This window comes from Paenibacillus sp. FSL R10-2778 (genome assembly GCF_038593035.1).
In the GTDB taxonomy this organism is placed as follows: domain Bacteria; phylum Bacillota; class Bacilli; order Paenibacillales; family Paenibacillaceae; genus Paenibacillus_AQ; species Paenibacillus_AQ odorifer.
Map to the genome: position 1 here is coordinate 1,068,140 of NZ_CP151956.1, position 18,512 is coordinate 1,086,651.

Below are 18,512 nucleotides of genomic sequence, written 5' to 3' on the forward strand. Positions count from 1 at the left end.
GAGTCCATGGTCTTTTTTGCATAGTAAGAGGTAATACATGGATGTGTGATTGCTGTAATGCCTCTGGAATCTGCTTCGAAGAGATCCTTTACTGTAGAATAATATAAATAGGAAAAATTGAGGTGTAAATATAATGTTAAACAATACAGCGGAAGTGTCGTTAAGTAAGTTTATGACTAAGCTGCTTCGGCATACCCCAGAGCAATATGGTCTTATTTTGGATCCAGAGGATGGTTCCTGTAGGTTGGATGATTTACTGTCTGTTATTGTAAGCACTCCTAGATGGTCAGAGGTGACTGTGGGAGATATTCGGCAAGTGGTCGCAGATTGTGACAAGCAACGATTGGAAATCATTGACGACCGGATCAAAGCCCGGTACGGGCATAGCCATACAAAAATCACTTATGGGCCGGGGACTCCGCCTGCTATACTTTTTCACGGAACTCATTCTGGTGTGCTTTCTGTGATTTTGGAGGAGGGGCTCCAATCGATGGGACGGCAGTATGTTCATTTGTCTGAAGGGACTCATTTTGCCAGTTTAGCCGGAAGTCGCAGAGGGAAATTGATATTGTTAACCGTTGATACGATTAGAGCGGGTCAAATGGGTGTAACCTTTTATAATGCGGGTAATAAGGTATGGTTGGCAGGTCATATACCGCCTTCCTGTCTTAAGGTGTATACCCCGTAAGTTGAACTAGATCGACGTTTGGTTAGGAGGCATAATAACATGGATGAAATTCCAGATCACTTAGATCACGGATTACAGATTGTATTTATTGGGTTCAATCCTAGTATCCGTTCTGGCGAGGTAGGACATCATTACGCGAATCCGCGGAATAATTTCTGGAGAATATTACATCAGTCTGGGCTTACTCCCCGGTTGTATGATGCGTCTGAGGATGGGGACTTGCTTAAGCTGGGCTATGGGTTTACAAATATTGTTGCCCGTCCCACACGGGGAATCGACGATATTACTCGTGAAGAATACCAGGAGGGTCGGGAAATGCTTCGCTCCAAGCTGGAGAAATATCGGCCTCAAGTCGCCTGTTTTGTAGGTAAGGGTGTATATACAGAGTTTAGTCGCAGAACAAAAGCTAACTGGGGATTTCAAGGGGACGTGCCTCCAAATATAGATGGCGTTCGTGAATTTGTTGCACCCTCTTCTAGCGGATTAGTTAGAATGCCGATGGAAGAGATCGTTGGGATTTATCGCAGATTAGCCGAGTTTACGCAAGAGAACGATGGGTGATTGATGTATTTGGAGTTAGGGTGCTAAAGGACACAGGAGTCGTTAAAAGTAACAAATCACTCTAATTTGTGCGCTATCGGACACCAATGCAGCTATTGGGTGGAAATAGACTGAATATGAGTCCATTTTGGGTAGATAGCGTCTCTGGAGTCCGAAAACACGACTAAATGGCCGAAAATCCACGAATAACGGCGCCTGAGTCCGTAAGAGTAAAAGCTGGGGAATTGGCCATGGATCTCCGTAAATCCGTAAATCCGTAGACCCCGCAGATCCCGCAGATCCCGTAGCTCTCGCAAGCTCTGGCAAACTCCCGCATCTTAGCTATCTCTCGCTACTCTAGAATACACTCAAACACAAAAGGAGCAAGATTCCATATTGGAATCTTGCTCCTTTTGTAACTTCAAAGGGCAGTCTCAGTATATGAGACATGCCCTTAGTCCCTAATACATTAGGTCTCAATCAGCAGCAGAATGATAGAGGATAAGGATAGGCAAACACTAATCAGGCAAAGCACGGCAACGACCTGCTTCTGGTTCAGGCCTGCCCGAAGCAGGCGGTAATGAGCCTGGGTGGCATCGGCTTGATAAATGGACTTGCCTTGGATGAAACGTTTGACTACGACAAAAATGTTGTCGAAGATCGGTACGCCCAGCGCCAGAATCGGAATGAACAGCGACAGGACGGTGGCTTGCTTGAACGCTCCGTCGAGTGCAATTACCGCTAGGATGAAGCCGAGAAAGGTTGCCCCGGCGTCGCCCATAAAGATTTTTGCGGGCGGCTTATTGTAGCGCAGATAAGCAAGCGTAACGCCAATCAGTGAAATTGCCATAATGGCAGATGAGGATTGCCCCTTTGCCAGTGCGACAACAAATAATGTAATCGCCGAAATGGCCGTCAAGGCACCAGCCAGACCGTCCATGCCATCCGAGAAATTAATAACTGTGGTTACACCGAAGATCCAGATAATCGTCAGCAGAAACGATAGAATGACAGGCAAAACGATATAATCGCCTGAGAATGGATTGTAGAATCCGGTAAAGGCATTGCCAGAAACATAAACCAGGATCGCTGCGCTAACTTGTACAATTAACTTGGGCAGAGCTGGGAAATCTTTGCCTTTCGTTTTGTACCAATCATCCACCGTGCCTATGGTCAGCAACAGTACGCCACCTACAAATAATGCGACAGTCTCCATGGAGAAATCACGCGCGAACACCAGATAAGTGATAAAAAATCCGATGAATATGGCGTAGCTGGCCGTTAGCGGAATGGGCTCTCTATGAATTTTACGCTCAACGTCCTGCCGAGGCTTGTCCACAAAATCAAGCCGAAAAGCAAGCTTGCCGAGCGGCGGAATTAGAAAGTAGACGATAAGAAATGACATTAGAAATGATAAAACGTATAAAATGACGCTCACCACCGTTTTCTTTTTAAAATACCACAGATCGATTAAATCTACCTTAAAAAAGTAAAATTTTGTCGTGAGGGGTGTGAAGTTGACTTGCCAGCAACGCTGTAGTACCTTGTTGAGAAAAGCCTTTGGGGGATATTTATGAAATACGATGTTATTTTATTTGATGCCGACGATACGTTGTTTGATTATGGAATGGCAGAAAGTCACGCATTGTCTAATGCCTTTCTACACTTTGGGATGCCCACAGGTGCAGCAGATTATGCTGCCAGTTATCAAGAGATTAACCACGCATTGTGGAGGGATTTAGAACAAGGAAGGATTTCATCTGCGGCGCTGCGGGTTGAGCGGTTCAATCGGTTGTTTGCTGCACATGCGCTTGAGCTTGATCCTGAAACATTCAGTGAGGCCTATCTACGTTTCTTAGGCGAAGGAACCTTTCTGATGCAGGGAGCAATCGAGCTATGCGGAGAGCTTGCAGATTGCCGCCTGGCGATTATCACGAATGGAATCAAGGATGTGCAAACTTCCAGAATCCAAGGCTCGCTGCTGAGTGATACATTTGAGCAGATCATTATCTCAGAGGAGGCAGGATGTCAGAAGCCAGAGACGGGGATTTTTGATTATGCTTTTGCCAAATTGGGGATTGAAGATAAGGAAAAAGTATTGATTGTGGGTGACTCCTTAACCTCTGATATTCAAGGCGGAATTAATTATGGGATTGATACCTGCTGGTTTAACCCGCTAGGGAAGATTAATGAGTCCGGCGTTCAGCCAAAATACGAAATCCGAAACCTGTCGGAGCTACTAGATATTGTAGGGAAAGCTACTAACCTTCAATAATAAAATAAGGTGTGAGCGCATAAGCGGCTCACACCTTTTATTTAGTAACCTGAAGAGGTTTATTGCCGAGTATCCAGCGGCTTCAGATAAGCCTCGATTTGCTGGCGTTTCGATTCCAGAAATGGCGGCAGCGCAAGGGATTCACCTAAACTTTCCATAGGCTCATCTGTAGCAAAGCCTGGTCCGTCTGTAGCCAACTCAAAAAGGATGCCGTTAGGCTCGCGGAAATAGAGGGAACGGAAGTAGAAGCGGTCGACGAAACCGGAATTAGGAAGCTGTGCCTGGCGGATGTGTTCGATCCATTGCTTCAATTCGTCTTCATTATCTACGCGGAATGCGACGTGATGTACCCCGCCACGTCCCAAATGCTCTTGCTCCAGATCATTGCGTTCCTCCAGATGAACCTCAGCACCTGATCCGCCTTCACCAGTCTCGAATACGAGCACATCTGGCTGACCGGCAACTGTTGAAGGGTAGGTTCCTATACGGCGGAAGCCGAGCAACTGCTCCAGCACTACCGCTGTATGTTCTGCACTTTCTACTGTGAGATGTGCGGGTCCTAAGCCTACAATGCCATATTGGGCAGGTACTGGGCTTTTAGCCCAAGGAGTACCGCCGGCAACACCGTTATCATTTTCGTCGGATACGAGAATGAAACGTTGGCTCTCGTGATCGCGGAAGGATAAAGTCTGGCGTCCACCAAGTTCCTGTATCGTCCCATGCTCCACGTTAAGCTCGGTGAAGCGTTGCTCCCAGTAGGTAAGTGCGGCATCGCTTGGCAATCGAAGGGAGAGCGCGGAGATGCTGTTATTGCCCTCTCGGTTGCGGCCTGCCATCGGAAGCTCGAAAAAGGTTAATTCGGTTCCGGGATTCCCCTTCTCATCTCCATAGAATAAATGGTACACTGAAATATCATCCTGATTTACTGTTTTTTTAATGAGACGCAGTCCAAGTACCTCTGTATAGAACTTAAAGTTCTCCTGTGCTTTGCCTGTAATAGCTGAGACATGGTGAAGTCCTTTTAACGTTAAACTCATGGTAGTTACCTCCGTGTAAATGCTTTGGGTTTGTGGATTATTTTAATTTATTGTTAATATATCGATAAAATCTTTGGTGAATATTATTAAGTTACTATAATTTTAATAGTAATAAGAAATTTTTGCAAGTGGATATTAATGTTTCATGAAATTTAATTCATACATAAGGAGAGAGAATAGTGCACACAACAACAAGCTTGATGAAACAATTACAGGAGTTAGGGATTGATCCACGGGGGACCATTTTAGTTCATTCCTCGTTAAAAAGTGTTGGCGAAGTAGAAGGAGGCGCGAACACGGTGCTGGATGCACTCAGTGAATATATGAAGGATGGGCTGCTTGTTTTGCCAACGCATACATGGGCTTATATTAATGCGGATAATCCGCGCTTCTTTGTTCAAGATTCCCCATCTTGTGTAGGGATATTACCCGAGCTGTTCAGAAAACGTCCAGGTGTTGTCCGCTCTTGGCATCCGACTCACTCTGTAGCGGCTTTGGGTGTTGATGCTGAGGCGTTTACTGCAGGGGATGAACGTTGGGATACGCCATGCGCCCGTGGTTCAGTGTGGGGCAAGCTGCTTGATCGGAAGGCGGAAATAGTACTGCTGGGCGTCGATCTGCGGCGGAATACGTTCATTCACGGTATTGAAGAGTGGGTGGATATTCCGGGCAGAATGACGGATAGTCATGAGGAATTATATACGGTGACGCCGGGTGGCGATGAAATCATGGTGCCTTCTCGCAGACATTGTGGTCTCTCTTGGTCGGAGCATTTTTGGAAAGTGGAACGCGAGCTTGAGGAAGGCGGTGCCATGCGTAAGGGGAACTTCGGGGATGCACTAGTTAGAGTGTGTGGAACAGTAGAAACGACGGATATTTTAAGCCTGATGCTAAAAGAGAACCCTGATCTTTTCTCCGATAATGAACCGCTGCATGGTGAGTCCAAACCAGATCCGCTTCCAAAGACCAGACGTGAACAACCGTAGGTGGGAGAGGCTAAACCATTTTTTCAGCTCGCACAATCTGGAAGACGCTATCAATGTATGGTATATTAATCTCACTAAAACATAGTAAGGAGATTGGAAATGGAAAAAACATTGGTCTTTGGACACAAAAATCCGGATACGGATACTATTTGTTCGGCAATTGCTTATGCAGCACTCAAAAAAGAATTAGGCTGGGATGCTGAGCCAGTTCGTCTGGGTGACGTTAGTGGTGAAACGCAATTTGCGCTTGATCATTTCGGAGTTGAGGCTCCTCGTCTGGTAGAGAACGTAGCTGGAGAAGCTAATCAGGTTATTCTTGTTGACCATAATGAACGCCAACAAAGTGCGAATGACATTGATCGAGTGCGTGTAATTGAAGTTATCGACCATCACCGGATCGCTAATTTTGAGACTGCACATCCGTTATACTACCGTGCTGAGCCAGTAGGCTGTACTGCTACTATTCTTAACAAAATGTATAAAGAAAACGGTGTAGCTATCCCTAAAGACATCGCCGGATTGATGTTGTCTGCAATCATTTCTGATTCCTTGCTGTTTAAATCTCCAACCTGCACCGCTGAAGATGTAGCTGCAGCACGCGAATTGGCTGAAATCGCTGGTGTAAATGCAGAAAGCTACGGCCTTGATATGCTGAAGGCTGGTGCTGATCTTAGCGACAAGAGTATCGCTCAACTGATCTCCTTGGATGCTAAGGAATTCAAAATGGGTGAATACAAAGTAGAAATCGCCCAAGTGAACGCGGTTGACGTTAATGATGTACTCTCCAAGCAGGCTGAACTGGAAACTGCACTGACTTCCATTATTGCTGAAAAAGAATTGGATCTGTTCCTGTTCGTAGTTACAGATATCCTCAACAACGATTCGGTGGGTCTGGCTCTGGGCCGTGTTGCAGGTGCAGTAGAACAGGCGTACAACGTGAAGCTTGATGACAATAAAGCCCTTCTTAAAGGTGTAGTATCCCGTAAATCACAAATCGTACCGGTACTTACAGAGACGATTGCTAAACTGTAAAGCATTTTGACAGTTGTCTATGAGAGTAGATTGGATAAAAAGAGCTCATGCCCCATCAGTAGTTAAGATGGTGACATGAGTTCTTTTTGTTTTACGGCGTATTCTGCTACAATATTTTGGGAGGGGATCCAACTGATCCTCTTCCAATTGCATGAACTTTGAACCAGCATGAGGAATATGACAAAGGGATAGGGGATATTGGAAATGGAATTGTTTGCAGCATTGGAACGGGACGACTACGAGGAATTATTATTTTGTCAGGATAAGGCATCGGGATTAAAGGCGATCATCGCGATTCATGACACGACACTAGGACCAGCACTGGGTGGAACGCGGATGTGGACCTATGCTACGGAAGAGGAAGCTATTGTTGATGCGCTTCGATTAGCAAAAGGGATGACCTATAAAAATGCAGTATCCGGCCTGAATTTGGGTGGTGGGAAAACAGTAATCATTGGAGATCCCAAGAAGGATAAAAATGAAGCCATGTTCCGTGCTTTCGGAAGATACATACAAGGTTTAAATGGACGGTACATAACTGCTGAAGATGTAGGGACTACGGAAGAGGACATGAACATTATTTATCAAGAGACAGATTATGTTACTGGCACCTCACCAACGTACGGTTCTTCGGGCAATCCGTCACCAGCAACGGCTTACGGTGTTTACCAAGGAATGAAGGCAGCCGCTAAAGCCGCCTTTGGCAGTGATTCGCTCGAAGGGAAGACAGTAGCTGTTCAAGGTGTGGGGAACGTGGCCTTTACACTGTGCAAACATCTTCATGAAGAAGGAGCACAGCTTATCGTAACGGACATCCATAAACCAGCCGTTCAACGTGCAGTAGAGGCCTATGGCGCCAAGGCTGTAGATCCAGGCGATATCATCAGTGTAGATTGTGATATTTATGCTCCTTGCGCTCTTGGAGCGACAATTAACGATGAATCCTTACGGTTAATCAAGGCGAAAGTGATTGCAGGAGCTGCTAATAATCAGCTGAAGGATTCCTCGCATGGTGATGCACTTCATGAGATGGGGATTGTATATGCTCCAGATTACGTGATTAATGCAGGTGGCGTCATTAATATTGCGGACGAGCTGAACGGCTATAATAAGGAACGTGCCTTTAAGCAGGTGGCGAAGATTTACGACAATATTACCCGCGTAATGGAAATTTCCCGTTTGAACGGAATACCTACTTATGCCGCTGCAAACCAGCTTGCAGAGGACCGGATAGCGCTATTAAGAAATAGCCGCAGCACCTTTCTGCGTAATGGTCAACATGCACTTAGCAGAAGATCGCTGCGGGGATAAGCTGTAAAAAAAACTCGGCAATTTCCATCCGATTACAACTTCGGAGGGACTGCCGAGTTTTTTATGTTCTTTTATTTCTACAAGAAACGTTTATTTTATTTCGAGGACGGTAACGTGGTTTCTGCTTATTCCTAATTACTGAACCTTTTGCGGTTCTGGGTAAGTGACGCCGAAGGTGTCGACCGTCACCTTTTTCATGACTGGTGGCTCATCTGGACGATCAGAACCGTCACGAGGCAGGCTCACAATTCTTTTTACAGCTTCGATTCCTTCAGTTACTTTACCAAAAGCGGCGTAGCTTCCATCTAGACTAGGGTAAGCTGCATCCATAATAAAGAACTGGGAACCGGCAGAGTCAGGAGCCTGTGATCTTGCCATGGATAGAACACCTTCTGTATGCAGAAGGTTATTGGTGAACCCGTTGCCAGAGAATTCTCCAGCGATACTGTAACCCGGGCCTCCCATACCTGTACCATCAGGGTCGCCGCCTTGAATCATGAAGTTAGGAATTACTCTATGGAATATAGTGTTATCATAAAATCCTTTTTGAATAAGTGAGATGAAATTGTTTACGGTGTTAGGGGCAACCTCAGGGTATAGCTCAGCTTGGATGATATCCCCGTCTCCCATTTCAATGGTTACTAAGGGATGACTTGCCGTAGCTGAAGGAACGCCTTCAGTTGGGGCTGCACCTTCCCCAGGTGCTGATCCGCTGCTTCCATTATTACTGCTTGCATTGTTATTGTTTGGCTTGTTACCGCAACCTGCCGCAATAACCATGACCAGGCATAACATGATCAGAAGAATAGCGGATTTTGTTCGTGTAGACTTCACTAAATAATCTCTCCTTTTTATTGAATAATCTCGTAGGTACTTCCCATAATACCTCCTTTGTCCTATTACATGCAAAGGTCAGTTATGACTTCTGGGATTGGCACATCTTAAAAAGAAGTTTACAATGGTAGGATGTTTCCAAAGAGAACATCGAGAAAGGATGTGCATAGGATGCTCTTTTCGTGGAAGCGGAATTTGATCGTGCTTTGGGTAGGGGTTTTCTTTTGTAGTACAGCTTATTCGATCTCGATTCCCTTCCTTTCCATTTTTTTGAGCGACGAACTTGGGGTTTCAAATCATTTGGAGATTTGGTCAGGGGTTAGTTTTGGAATAACCTTTCTTGCCAGCGCTTTAATCTCTCCCTATTGGGGTTCGCTAGCCGACAAGTATGGTCGGAAACCGATGCTTATTCGCTCGGGTTTTAGTCTGGCAGCTTTATACCTTATTAATTATTTTGTACATGATCCTTATGTTTTTTTGATTGTGCGTGTGCTGCAAGGACTGCTTGCCGGTTTTGTTCCAGCAGCTATTGCAATGGTAGCCACCAATACACCTGAGCATAAGACGGGGTACGCTTTAAGTATTATGTCTACAGCCGGAGCGACAGGTAGTATTATTGGGCCATTAATTGGCGGTGTAGTGAGCTATTATACCAGCAACCGGATTGCTTTTTTATTCTCAGCGGGTATTGTACTTATCTCAGCGCTCATTGCTACTTTTTTTGCAAAAGAGGAGAACTTCGACCGTTCGGCTCCAAGGTCACATGTAAGTGATGATATCAGGGAAGCGAGAAGTAACCGAGCTTTTATTACTTTGCTCTCGCTGGCGGGAATCAGTACCTTCTCCGTTATGATTCTGGAACCGTTAATCCCAATTTATCTACTGGACATGGGGATCTCCAAAAATAGTGCCTCGCTAAGCTCGGGAATCGTATTCTCTGCTGTGGGGATTGCTACGGTGCTGATGGCTCCGCAGTGGGGCAGACTCGGCAGCCGAAAAGGCTTTGGGATGATCTTATTTATTGGTCTGATCGGGGGCGGGATCGGTAATATTCTACAGTTTTTTGTTTCGGGCTATGTAGAGTTCGCTATCCTTCGCTTTGCATACGGCTTGTTCTATGCAGGTGTGCTGCCGTCAGTCAATGCCATGATTGTACAAGTAATTGAGCCGGGATTCCGTGGACGGGCCTTTGGCCTGAATCAGGCGGCATCTCAGCTTGCGACGATGGCTGGACCGATTATCGGCGGCTTATTGGGCGCGGTTATTCCAATTCGCTGGGTGTTTGTAATCAATGGAGTGATGCTGCTGGTAGCAGCGATATTGGTTAAGACCCGCAAGCTGGAAGCGCAAATCGCCGCTGCTCGTCCCGCAGAACAGCCAACAACGATGCAGAGCTAACTGCTACCTCATTGAGCATGTCGTTATTTAGAAGAAACAACATAAAGCCGCCGCGCTCACAGCCCGGCGGCTTTATTCATATTAAGCTGCTATTCTCCCTGCGAACCGTTCAAAACGTCTGTTCCCGGCATAACATCCACTGGCGGGGAGGCAGGGTCAATAATGGAATTTGGATATACATCGTCTGCATCTGGAACATCCTCCAGCGGCTGATCTTCTTCTTCCATCTCCAAGAGTTCCTCATCCTTAGTATAATCCGTATCATCTAGGGTTAATCCTGCGGTTTCAGCGGCTAGATATGCATCGGATTCCACCAGCTCATCTCTTTCGATTACATCCTTAGGTGAGTTTAAACCAATATCTGCTGCCAAGTATTTATCGCCAACCAAGACAGGATCTGCGTCATCATCAACAATATCCTCTTCATCCATATCAGCTTGTATATAACGTTCATATTCAAAGTCAGCTTCAGTTTTATTTGGTGAACTATCCATAGCCGTTCACTCCTTTTTTATGATAAAATTTGAACTTCCTATGTTTATCTTTACCCGTTTGACCATGATCGAATCGCTGATCCAATAAATGGGTATGTCTATATTGGATTAGTAAAAAATGGGTGAAAGCAAAAGCCGATGAAAAACGTTCTTTTTCGAGAAAATTTACAAGAATAGGCAGGGATAGTGCGAAGCTTGTCGAAATTAAGAAGCATATATGAACGTTTAAACAACTAATGAATTACTGAGGTGCTACGATGAAGTTGCCAAAGCTCAATATAGCGGCTGCTTTTTTATTAATTCTACTGCTGACCGCTATGGTTCCTTTTGGTACGGCGATAGTGAGTGCTGAATCATCAGACTCTACGCTGCCCAATTGGGAGATTAAATTTGAACGTATAGAAATAGATCATATTGAAGAAGCTGTGGCAGCTCTTGATGAAGAATGGACTCGTGTTATGCCTCATGGGAAAAGCCCAGAGACTCCAAGTGGAGCAACCTCAGCCTGGCTGCGGTTTACTTTACCACAAATTAGTGATAAATCTGCGTTATTCATAGATAAAGTATATGGAAATAATGTTAAGGCTTATTTAAATAACGAATTAATATATGATTCCGGAAAAGATTTTAATTTCAATGGCAGTAAGGTTTTTATTCCTCTGTCCAAAAGTGTTGGAGGACAACAGCTATATTTATGGACCCATGGTGGCAGCAAAGACTTAGGGATCCACGGCGAAATAAGAGTAGGCCAATACGATGAGCTGTTATCTGTTTATGTAAAGCAGGGCTTAATGGATCTGATCATTGGAACGACGCTTATTTTTATTGCGGTTGTACTGCTGATCTGCTCGCTATTCATGAGAAAAGGCTATTTTTCAGGCGGATATCTATTGGTGCTGATTATTTTATCCATTGGCGTCTTAGTGGTAACGTATTCATCGTTCCTGCCGACAATCCTCGGCGATTATGGAGAGATCGTACTTGTTTTCTTTGATGTAGCTTTATATACGCTTTTGCCATCCTTTACATTTTATTTTGAGAAAATATTTGGTCCAGGGAAAAAGAGAATCGTTACACGTTTCCGTAAGTTTCAAATTGTCTATTCTGTATTTTGTTTTTCCCTAATGGTTATTAATATTCTTCTGTCCTATCAGGTGGATGACTTTTATCGATTGATGACTACGAGTGTGCTAGGTATCCTTATGATTGTACAAATTATACTTTTGATCAGCTTAGCGTTTATACACGCGAACCGTGGCAATGTAGATGCTGTTATTTTTACTTCAGGGTTCTCAATATTTGCTTTCATGTCTCTTAGTGAACTGGTCATGTTCTATGCATCGGGGCAATCCTATCAATTATATTGGTGGAAATGGGGAATGGTGATTTTCGTAATTGCCTTAATCGTCATTCTGGGAAGAAGGTTTACTCGAAACCATGAACAACTTATTGAATATTCCCATCAGCTTGAGAAGTTCAATAATGATTTGCAGCGCTCGGAGAAGATGGAGATTATTAGTGAGCTGGCAGCTTCGGTTGCCCATGAAGTACGGAATCCATTGCAGGTTACCCGGGGGTTTCTGCAGATTCTTGGGGAGCGTTCAGATCAAAAGGAGCGGGAATATCTGCAAATGGCAGTGACAGAACTGGATCGAGCTACGCTCATTATTACAGACTTCCTAACCTTCGCTAAACCAGGACTTGAAACCGTAGAGCAGCTTGATGTGTCTGAAGAGTTGAGGCATGTGACGGGTATTCTTTCTCCGTTAGCGAATCTGCAAGGGGGCGTCATTGAACTTAATCTGCAGCCAGGACTTTACGTTACTGGATCATCTGCCAAGTTCAAGCAAGCGTTTATCAACATTCTCAAAAATAGCATCGAAGCTTTAAAGGACAATGGGCTGATTAAAGTCACAGCCTGGAAGTCTGGAAAACATATAATAATCAGTGTTCATGATAATGGGGAAGGGATGAACCGGAATGAGCTGGCTCGGTTAGGGGAACCTTATTACTCCAATAAGACCAAAGGAACGGGGCTTGGACTGATGGTAACCTTTCGGATTATTGAGGCGATGGAGGGATGCACTGAGTTTCGCAGTGAGAAAGGGGAAGGGACTGAAATTATAGTAAAAATACCAGAACTTAGAAGAATTTAGAAGTAATTTATGATAATTCCGTTTTTTAGAAGGAAAGAGTGAGGGGCTGAGCGAAGTAGTACAGACAGAATATTGTTTCTGATACTTACTTCTGAGGTGCATATATGCGCTTGATGATTAAAGTCCTACATATAGCAATAGCTCTTACTCTCCTTCTGATAGGATATAGTTCAATTGTTGTATCAGCAGCGACCCCATATCCATCCCAAGAAATTACCAGTTGGCAGATGAGATGGGGCGATGGAACCGAAAACAGCGGCATAGAGGTTCCACAGAATAATGACCAGCAGTATTGGATAAATGTGAATGCTACGAAGGAAATCCCACATCTGCCATCAGGCGTATCCACTTCTTGGACTCGTATTTCCATACCTAACTTTAGTTATATCTCCCCTTCAATCTACATTGATACTTTATATGCTCTTCATGTGAAGGTGTATGTGAACGACCGTTTGATCTTCGAGGAAGATCGTAATTATATTAAGGATAACTATTCTTTGTTGTTGCCTTTGAGTCAAAGCGATAGTGGGAAAACATTATACATTTGGACTGAAACGCTGCAGGATAGAATCGGAATTAAAAATGAAGTAGTGATCGGTGAACACAACCTGTTAATCAATGATTATATTAAAAATGGACTCAGCGATGTGATTTTGGGCTGTGCTTTTTTTCTTGTGGCTATCGTTCTATTTATAAGCTCTCTCTACATTAATAGGGACTATTTTTCCAGTGTGGCTTCACTAGCCGTTGTAATAGGTTCAACCGGAATTCTCTCGATAACCTATTCTCCTTTTATTTATACCTTTTACAGCGATTTAGGCGCGATTAGTAATGTATTTCTTGATTTGGCTTTATTCTCACTTTTACCGGCGCTTACTCTTTTATTTGAAAAAATATTTGGCAGTGGAAAATATGCGATCGTCCGTCGTTTTCGTCAATTTCAAGTCATTTACTCCTCATTTTGTTTGCTATGTCTTTTGATCAATTTTCTATCGAATAATAGCTATATTGAGTTTTATTATTTTGTATCCACCACTATTATCGGGTTCATCCTCATCCTTCAGTTCATCTTGCTGATCGTATGTGTGATTATATTTTCGCTTAAAGGGAATAGGGACGCTATCATTTTTGCCATTGGCTTTGGAACGGCTGCATTTACTGTAGTGTCAGAGTTACTGTGGTATTACATTCATAAGGGGAACTATGATTTATTCTTGTGGAAGTGGGGCATTGTTGCCTTCATAATCTCCTTGATCGTAATTCTGGAGCGAAGACTAGCCTATAGCCATCAACAGGTTGTTAACTATTCTAAAGAATTAGAGCGTTTTAACAACGAATTGCAGCGTTCAGAAAAAATGGAAATTATTAGCGAGCTTGCTGCATCTGTTGCTCATGAAGTGCGGAATCCACTCCAGGTAACTAGGGGTTTCCTTCAGCTGCTTAGCGAGAAATCCGTTGGTGAAGAGGAAATATTTATGTCGATGGCCCTTAGTGAGCTGGATCGTGCTTCCGGGATCATTACGGATTTCTTAACCTTCGCAAAACCGGAATTTGAGACGATTTCCAGTCTGAATTTGTATAATGAATTTAAGCATATTGAGAGTATTATGCAGCCGCTTTGTCATTTAAATGGAGGAAAAATGATTCTCGATGTATCGGGCGAATTATGGGTGAAGGGGAATTCCTCAAAGTTTAAGCAAGCCTTCATCAACATTATCAAAAATAGCATTGAATCTTTCCGTGACGAAGGGTTTATCTATATGTCGGTGTATGCGGAAGAGGAGAACGTAATCATTCATATCAAAGACAACGGGGAAGGGATGGACGCGGATGTCCTGCACCGATTGGGAGAGCCTTATTTCACTAAAAAGAATAAAGGGACAGGTCTTGGATTAATGGTCACTTTCCGTATCATCGAAGCTATGCAAGGTAAAGTGAAATTTACAAGCAAAAAAGGAGTGGGAACCGAATCCATCACCATACTGCCATTGGCAGAAGCTCCGGATGATTCTCACTCCTTAGGGGGTTAATCTTGTTGTCTTACCACGAACCGCGTGGTGCTGCGGTTGCCTTCAATACATCGGATGTAGGACTTGGTGGAATTACAAGATAGAATTCGTTGGAGCCTTCTTCAACGGCTTTCAAGGTAACGCTGTCGGGAATAATTACGCCTAGTGCTTCTTGGAGAGCCGCTTTTGGGTCTGAGAGTAGTCTTTTCTTGAAACTTGGATCTTCCCATGCCTTTTGAATGACTTGATTTCTAAGAATTGCTTCTGACATAATAATCACCCTTCCCAAATTGTATATATTTACCTTTAATAATATAACATAGCAAAACTACTAATACTATTCTTTTTATTACAAAATAATAGAATTAATGGACATTTTTTGACAACCAATGATATAATCCTCCGTTTAGCAAGAGCTGCTTGTCCGCTTCGATGGAATCAGAGATCTGCTGTAAGTTACTTACTAGCATGGAATGGAACGCAATAAGATGAGGGGCATCAAGGTCGGAAGCTGTAACTTTGTTATGTGTGTCGTGTGCTAATTGCGTATAGGTATGTAGACCATTTGCAGTGAATAGATAAAATTCGACCTCTTGCGAAGTCAGTTTAGCTGCACTGCTGTTTGGCAGATGTTTGCGAGTTAGGGAGAGAAGACAATTATAGTTGCCCGCGGATAAATCTTCTTTCCAGTCCTCATAGTCATCCAGCATTTGCAGTGTAAGCAAAACTGAATGGATAAGCTCTTCAGCTTGCGGCACTAAATCACTCTTTCCAGACATCAGAAGGGCAGCAGTGCTGGATAGCTTGAGCGGACTGGCTTTATAGGCAATTTTGACCCGATCATTAAGAAAATAGTCACTGGTATTTTCGTTGCTAACACTATCTGCCCACTCCATGATATAACGATTAAATAAGATCCAGAAAGCGGATGGCTCCGGAAATAGTATCCGGTAGATATTTAAAAATTCGACATAAAGCAAATTTGCCAAGGGCAATTTTTCGTATGCGGAGGATTCTTGGCTGTCCATCAGGTCATCCTGTATGAAGAAATACAACATAAAAAAGACGTTGCCCATCGACATCTGGCGAGTAACCTCTGCAGAGATTCCGCATCCCTTCTGCAGCCAAAAGGGTAAAAGATAACATATGTAGTTTTTGTGGCTTTCAGCGTTAAATACGTTAAAATGCTCAAGATAGGACATACCTTGTTGATTTAGAGGTTCTGGAAATTCGGAAATAATCCGTCTGCTTTCTTGGAATACCAAGCGTAGTTCATCTTCGTAGTCATTTAGCCAATCCATAACAACCCTCCTATAAAATTTTTACGAAAATGGTTCTTTTGCCCTGATTATAGCTTTCTCTTTATTCCATTACAACTAAAATTTAGGAGGTATTAGCAAATATGGAATGGTATACTTTCGGCCAAATGCTTATGGCGATTCGAATGGGTCAAAAGGCGGAAACACCGGATGGCCGCATGGTTATGCGTACCTCCACAGGACTTTTTTGGATAAACGGAATCCTGCAGGGAAAAGTGGTAGAAATCAAAGACTATCTGTTCTCTGACCTATGGCGAATCTATGAGGATGAGGAAAGCCAGCAGGAGGGAATTGGAAGGGAACAACACGAGCAACGTGAGCGGGAGATGCTTGAGAATCAATATGAAGAGCTGCGCTGGGCGAACCGAAAACGTTAGTTCAACGTTCGATTACCCAACAGCAGCTATATAGAGAATCTTAATAAGAGGGATTAGGAACTTACGGATGCGGAGAGCTCTGATTTTAATGCTTCATATTGACTACGCAGGCGTTGAAGTTTCGAGATACTTTGCTCCAAGCCGCCGAGCCGGTTGCGTTCCGTCCACAAGAGACGATATTGGTGAAGGAGTACATCAAGATCATTGATTTGCTTCGTAATCAGCGCAGGATCAAGCGAATCTGGTGCTGATGTCAACTGTAGCTTGATTCTGCCAAGCTGCACAGCATGCTTCACGAAATGGATGCCATTACTCAATTCTTTCAGCACAAGAGCAGCATCCTCGCATTGAAGATCTAGCCCCGATAGCCGCGCCTCAATGGAGAGCAGATATTCTTCGAGATGATTGAAGTGTTCCTCAGTAAGCTTCTCTATGATTAGGAAATTGTCCAGATGGGTACGCAGCAGCAGGGACATTTCTGCATCATTCGAACGGTTGATACTGGATTCAAGCTGATAGTAATTGCCGAGATCCAGGAGCAGCTGGCCAATTCCCTCAGAACGATCTGCAAAAATAAATCTATTTAAATACTGTGCAGTATCTGCTTCCAGATTATGATCTACACTCCAGGATAGGGCTGCGCCGTAGGCGAAGCCGGCATAGCTGACCGGCAGATGCTGCCAGTGTCCAAAATCTCCCCAATCCGTAATGAGATAACCGATAGCACCGTTGTTTTTGCCATGAATAGCTGCACTGCGCAGATTGGCTAACATATTGTCCGTGCGTCCTGTAATGGAGTTCCATGAGCTGGTGCCTGGGCAGACATAAAAAGGAATACCTGCTTCACGGAATTTGAGTGTATCGGACTCGAAGGGATGCTCCGCGCTATAACCCCATTCCATAGCAATAATATCCTTAGGAAGCTGAGGAATCAGTTCGGGATGCTGGATAATGATATCGCCCCAGAATTGCATCGTTTTGCCACGTTTTGTAACCAACTCATAAATTTTTTGCAGGAATGATAAATAGAGTTGACCTTTGCCTTGAGCTTCAGCCAGAGCTTTGTTTTTACCAAGGCCGAGTTCATAGGTCTCATCGCAGCCTACATTAAACTGATTGGAGCTAAAGTAGGGCAGCAGATCGTCAAACATTTTGTCTAGCAGAGGTAGTACATTAGGATCTTCGGTATCAAAAGTACCAGGGTGCATAAATAAGCCTTCTGGATAAACGTCCTGCGCATACAAATTCTTCGGAAGCATAAAGCCTTCGGGAATTTCAGCTAAAGCGTTGAATTCTGGACGAGAGAGCCAGCCCTCCATATGCCCAAAGCTGTTCTGATTGGGAACAAGCTCTATATAACGTGCTTTGCAATAGGCATCCAGAAGCAGGATTTCCTCTCCGATAATTGGGGTTTCAAGCTCCCAGACTTGAGGGAAGGATTCATAAGCGAACGGAGCACCTTCTATATATAGCTGAAGTTCATTCATTTTCAAATCAGCCATAAGGTCAATGATCCGGTACAAGGTTTCTTGCTTCGGGATTTTATTGCGGCTGATATCTATGAGCAGGCCTCTGGCTCCAAAATCAGGTTCATCGCGAATATGCAGCTGAGGTATAGATTTTCCACTTTGTTCTATGATTTGTTTCAGGGTTGCTGCTGCGTAGAAGGCGCCTACAGGAGAGCTATAGGAGACAACGATACCCTTCTGATCGACAACAATCTCATACGCCTGTGCAGACAATAATGGCACATAGTTAAAGTTACAGACAGATACAACGGTTGGACGTAAGCCAATGGATAAAGTCAGCTGCAGATTCAATGCTTGTGCAATCACTTCCTGTAGTTTTCGTGCAGCTGGCATGGCAGATTGTTCTTCCATATTAGGAAGCACGATGCTTCCGCTTGTTGGGAAATGGAAGGAGCCTTGTGACAATGTGATTTCACGCGGATTAGGGAAAAGCAGTAGTGTAGAATGATTAAGCATAGCGTGGACACCTCTTATTCATGTAGAATATGATCATCTTCACAATAACCTTATCACTACTAAACAAGGGG

The 18,512-nt window shown here is 43.9% G+C and carries 17 protein-coding genes; 10 read left to right on the forward strand and 7 right to left on the reverse strand.

The features are described 5' to 3' along the window. The first annotated feature begins 133 nt into the window (after window positions 1-133). On the forward strand, window positions 134-688 hold the full coding sequence (locus NST40_RS04605) for an RNA 2'-phosphotransferase (RefSeq protein ID WP_342410443.1): 555 nt from the start codon (window positions 134-136) through the stop codon (window positions 686-688). 39 nt (window positions 689-727) lie between these two features. Then, the gene (locus NST40_RS04610; RefSeq protein WP_076276828.1) at window positions 728-1,249 is read left to right on the forward strand and encodes a mismatch-specific DNA-glycosylase; all 522 of its coding nucleotides are present in this window, start codon (window positions 728-730) and stop codon (window positions 1,247-1,249) included. 448 nt (window positions 1,250-1,697) lie between these two features. Here NST40_RS04610 and NST40_RS04615 read toward each other — a convergent pair whose 3' ends face one another. Next, window positions 1,698-2,633 (reverse strand): MraY family glycosyltransferase, encoded by a 936-nt coding sequence (locus NST40_RS04615; RefSeq protein ID WP_076129282.1) that lies wholly within the window; start codon window positions 2,631-2,633, stop codon window positions 1,698-1,700. A gap of 168 nt (window positions 2,634-2,801) precedes the next feature. Here NST40_RS04615 and NST40_RS04620 point away from each other — a divergent pair, with 168 nt between their 5' ends. Beyond that, a complete protein-coding gene (locus NST40_RS04620; RefSeq protein WP_076194170.1) occupies window positions 2,802-3,503 on the forward strand; it encodes a YjjG family noncanonical pyrimidine nucleotidase in 702 nt (233 codons plus the stop codon). A gap of 59 nt (window positions 3,504-3,562) precedes the next feature. Here the strand turns inward: NST40_RS04620 and NST40_RS04625 are convergent, their stop codons facing one another. Further along, complete coding sequence (locus tag NST40_RS04625) at window positions 3,563-4,540, reverse strand: ring-cleaving dioxygenase (RefSeq protein WP_076276829.1); 978 nt, start codon at window positions 4,538-4,540, stop codon at window positions 3,563-3,565. A 179-nt stretch (window positions 4,541-4,719) separates the two neighbouring features. Here NST40_RS04625 and NST40_RS04630 point away from each other — a divergent pair, with 179 nt between their 5' ends. From NST40_RS04630 to NST40_RS04640, 3 genes are all read left to right on the forward strand, one after another. Continuing rightward, entirely contained in the window at window positions 4,720-5,526 is an 807-nt protein-coding gene (locus NST40_RS04630; RefSeq protein WP_076129279.1) for an AAC(3) family N-acetyltransferase, read from the forward strand. A 99-nt stretch (window positions 5,527-5,625) separates the two neighbouring features. After that, entirely contained in the window at window positions 5,626-6,558 is a 933-nt protein-coding gene (locus NST40_RS04635; RefSeq protein ID WP_076129278.1) for a manganese-dependent inorganic pyrophosphatase, read from the forward strand. 204 nt (window positions 6,559-6,762) lie between these two features. Then, entirely contained in the window at window positions 6,763-7,869 is a 1,107-nt protein-coding gene (locus tag NST40_RS04640; protein ID WP_076276830.1) for a Glu/Leu/Phe/Val dehydrogenase, read from the forward strand. Window positions 7,870-8,004: 135 nt separating this feature from the next. Here the strand turns inward: NST40_RS04640 and NST40_RS04645 are convergent, their stop codons facing one another. Beyond that, window positions 8,005-8,664 (reverse strand): peptidylprolyl isomerase, encoded by a 660-nt coding sequence (locus NST40_RS04645; RefSeq protein WP_076276857.1) that lies wholly within the window; start codon window positions 8,662-8,664, stop codon window positions 8,005-8,007. 210 nt (window positions 8,665-8,874) lie between these two features. Here NST40_RS04645 and NST40_RS04650 point away from each other — a divergent pair, with 210 nt between their 5' ends. Continuing rightward, complete coding sequence (locus tag NST40_RS04650; protein WP_076129276.1) at window positions 8,875-10,101, forward strand: MFS transporter; 1,227 nt, start codon at window positions 8,875-8,877, stop codon at window positions 10,099-10,101. Window positions 10,102-10,190: 89 nt separating this feature from the next. Here NST40_RS04650 and NST40_RS04655 read toward each other — a convergent pair whose 3' ends face one another. After that, on the reverse strand, window positions 10,191-10,595 hold the full coding sequence (locus tag NST40_RS04655; protein ID WP_051490926.1) for a hypothetical protein: 405 nt from the start codon (window positions 10,593-10,595) through the stop codon (window positions 10,191-10,193). Between the two features lie 257 nt (window positions 10,596-10,852). Here NST40_RS04655 and NST40_RS04660 point away from each other — a divergent pair, with 257 nt between their 5' ends. Beyond that, window positions 10,853-12,751, forward strand: a complete 1,899-nt coding sequence (locus tag NST40_RS04660) for a sensor histidine kinase (protein WP_076218274.1) — start codon at window positions 10,853-10,855, stop codon at window positions 12,749-12,751. A 113-nt stretch (window positions 12,752-12,864) separates the two neighbouring features. Continuing rightward, on the forward strand, window positions 12,865-14,781 hold the full coding sequence (locus tag NST40_RS04665) for a sensor histidine kinase (protein ID WP_256717070.1): 1,917 nt from the start codon (window positions 12,865-12,867) through the stop codon (window positions 14,779-14,781). A 10-nt stretch (window positions 14,782-14,791) separates the two neighbouring features. Here NST40_RS04665 and NST40_RS04670 read toward each other — a convergent pair whose 3' ends face one another. Then, entirely contained in the window at window positions 14,792-15,031 is a 240-nt protein-coding gene (locus tag NST40_RS04670; RefSeq protein WP_170914256.1) for an NHLP leader peptide family RiPP precursor, read from the reverse strand. Between the two features lie 94 nt (window positions 15,032-15,125). Beyond that, window positions 15,126-16,061 carry a hypothetical protein gene (locus NST40_RS04675; RefSeq protein WP_076218272.1) on the reverse strand — a complete coding sequence of 312 codons (936 nt, stop codon included), beginning with the start codon at window positions 16,059-16,061 and terminating at the stop codon, window positions 15,126-15,128. Window positions 16,062-16,162: 101 nt separating this feature from the next. Between NST40_RS04675 and NST40_RS04680 the strand changes: the two genes are divergently transcribed. Beyond that, the gene (locus NST40_RS04680) at window positions 16,163-16,456 is read left to right on the forward strand and encodes a hypothetical protein (RefSeq protein WP_076137149.1); all 294 of its coding nucleotides are present in this window, start codon (window positions 16,163-16,165) and stop codon (window positions 16,454-16,456) included. A gap of 53 nt (window positions 16,457-16,509) precedes the next feature. Here NST40_RS04680 and NST40_RS04685 read toward each other — a convergent pair whose 3' ends face one another. After that, window positions 16,510-18,441 carry a glycoside hydrolase family 20 zincin-like fold domain-containing protein gene (locus NST40_RS04685; protein ID WP_342410444.1) on the reverse strand — a complete coding sequence of 644 codons (1,932 nt, stop codon included), beginning with the start codon at window positions 18,439-18,441 and terminating at the stop codon, window positions 16,510-16,512. Window positions 18,442-18,512 lie beyond the last annotated feature (71 nt).